This is a genomic window from Fulvivirga lutimaris (genome assembly GCF_009711525.1).
GTDB lineage: Bacteria > Bacteroidota > Bacteroidia > Cytophagales > Cyclobacteriaceae > Fulvivirga > Fulvivirga lutimaris.
Map to the genome: position 1 here is coordinate 1 of NZ_SMLV01000141.1, position 2,850 is coordinate 2,850.

At 35.9% G+C, this 2,850-nt stretch carries 1 protein-coding gene; it reads left to right on the top strand.

The features are described from left to right. The first annotated feature begins 223 nt into the window (after nucleotides 1-223). A complete protein-coding gene (locus tag E1140_RS00840) occupies nucleotides 224-2,809 on the top strand; it encodes a CAP domain-containing protein (RefSeq protein WP_155178059.1) in 2,586 nt (861 codons plus the stop codon). The last annotated feature ends 41 nt before the right edge of the window (nucleotides 2,810-2,850 follow it).

Here is a 2,850-nt window from a genome sequence, read left to right on the forward strand (position 1 = left end):
AGGTCATCGAAGAGTTTGATGATGTTTAATTTCGATTCAGGTTCGGACCCAGAAGAAATTGTTCCCCTATTTTGCAAAAGTACTGAGCTTTAAAAATATTATTCTAACTGTCCATTTATTAGAAGACCTTATCTAATATGTACCTTTTCACAATTATGGTATTATGATGCTGTATTAAAACCTTTCAATAGTTTTAAATCTATCTTCAAGCCAAAAATAATCAGTGCCTATTCCTAAAAACCTTGTTTCATTACTCTTCCTTCTGTTTCTGTACATCAATAATGTTATTGGTCAAGGTTCAACATCAGCTGTCAACGTTCATGATTTTGATGCGGTATGGCTCTCCAAACTTGTAAAGGAAAAGATTGACAGCGTTCGAATAGCGCATGGTCTTAGTCAACTTTCAGCTAATTCAATTTTGGTCAGAGCAGCAGTAGACCAGTCCACTTATTTAACTGAGCACCCCAAGGCCAAACATGGTCAGGAAGATAAAAACAAAAACACCCCTGCCAAAAGGGTAAAGTTTTACAATGGCCAATTTGAGTTGGTTGGTGAAAATGTTCTTAAGACATACATTAATGAAAAACTGATAGCATCTGTAGTGGTTGATGGTTTATATTATCGTAACCAAACCTATGAACAAACGGCTCAAAGCATAGTAGCTGGATGGGTTAACTCCCCCGGTCATTTTGCCAACATCATTAATCCTGAATTTCAATATACCGGAGTAAGTGCAACGCTGGATTCTTTAACCAATAGAATAAATACAACTCAAGTTTTTGGGGCTGTAACCAGTAAAAAATCAGCAATTGCACAAAAAGAAAGTCCTAATAGATCAAAACCTGAAGAGGGAGAATCATATAGTCTACCCACTAAAAGAAACAGAAATGTCAGACTTGCTCAACAGTGGTCAGAAAATCTGGAAAAAAATATAATTGGCTGGTTTCATTGCACTCCGAAATCTTTAAAAAAGGCCTTTAGATGGTATCATTTCAGAAGTGGTCTAATGCTAGAAAGTGAAGATGTGGCTTTGTTTACCAACGAATCAACTTATCTCAATAAACCCTCCCGCATAAACCAAAAAAGTCTAAAATATGGAGCGCAAGGTGTGCTTATTAAAAGAAAGGAATTAATCAAAACTGCTCGTAGGAATGAAATATTAAATGGTAACGGCAAGCGTAAACTTTTTCAAAAGAAACAAAATTACCTGCAAATAGACCGGCCAACACTTGAGGATTCAAAGGGCTCTGAAAGGATATTAGTTATTAGAAAAGGCAAACTTTGTGATATTATAGCCATCACCCCACATCCATTAAGTGGACTGTACCCAAACTTTCCTGAGCTTAGTTATCCAACTCCATTTGTTCAAACTATCTCAGAATATAAAAAAACAACCCGGGTTGACAGTGTTTCTTTAAAAGTCTATTACCAGAGAAATCAGACCAGGCTGGAGGATAGTGAAATAGAAGAAATTGATGATCTTATCCCTCTGGATGCAAAGGTGAGAAAGATTAAAATTCAAGCCTTCGCCAGCATTGAGGGTGATGTAGCGTCTAATGAAGCATTGTTTCTGGAAAGAGCAAAACGATTTCAGAGAACTTTAAAACAGGAGGATTTACTGACTGACGATATTTCACTGGAGCTATATACTCAGGAAAACTGGGAGGTAATGGAGAGACAAATAGCTGGCAATCCCAAGTTTCAGACACTCATTGGTAAATCAAAAGAAGATATACGCAACTACTTTAATAAGAACAGCAATGATTCGGTAGTGTCAAAAGCACTCGATAATCAGCGATATGCTGAGGTAACGGCATTACTGGCTTATGAAAAATGGATACCACTTAAGACTGATGAAATTCTCGATAAATATGATTCGCTTAACTCAAGTTCTGGTAAATTATCGTTTACCCAAATCAGAAAATTAGCTTCACTTCAAGAGCAGTATTATGAAGGGCTGATTTCTGCAAAACAAGAAAAAAGTAATACGTTATCGGTTCCAAACGAGGCTCGCTTCAGCGAATTACTATATAAAGAAGCACTCTTTAATTACTTACATAATCAATCCATTTCCGAAACTGAATTTATTAGAAGAATCAGAACAATTGGGCAAACACCAAAACTTTCAAAAGGCTTACAATCCAAACTGATTGAGATTAACCTTATAGCTGTCACAAAACAATTATTTACAAGGCATGATTTAGCGCTTGACCCCTCAAGTCTGTCTTGTAAAACCGAACGCGCCAATTTTCTCTTTTTAAAACCAATAAAAGAACATGCTCATAATTCAGATGAGAGTGATTTGATTCAGCTATCGCTTGATGTTATTCCAGAGTTGATCCGGCATCAAAATAATACTCCAGAAATAGAAAATTTGATTCATCAGGCTCAGCTGTATTATTGGATAAGAAAGGCTCAGCATATCAGAAATTCTGGAAACATTAGACAGCTATATACCATTAGTAAACTTCTTAATTATATATGGAATAGGCACATATTAAAAAGCGAATTAACCGAGTACAATCGCATTGAATATGCTAGGTTCTTCAACCTCTTCAAAAGATATGAGTACTCAAAAGAGCTTCTTGAACCATTAGTGAAAAGAGAAAATCCAAATCATCAGGCCTTAATGATTTGGATATCGCTAATGGTTAATGACTATTCTGAACTTGAGGTCGAAAAAGAAATATTACACGCAAAATCAACTTTAACCAATCAGGAATGGTCTACATTGATTTATTCTGGTGATTACCTTTCCAATACATTTCTTGAGAGAAATGAAATTAGGAAAGCTTTGCAAGGCCTGTGAAAGATCTACGTGGCAAATAAAAAACCCCAACATTGCTGTTG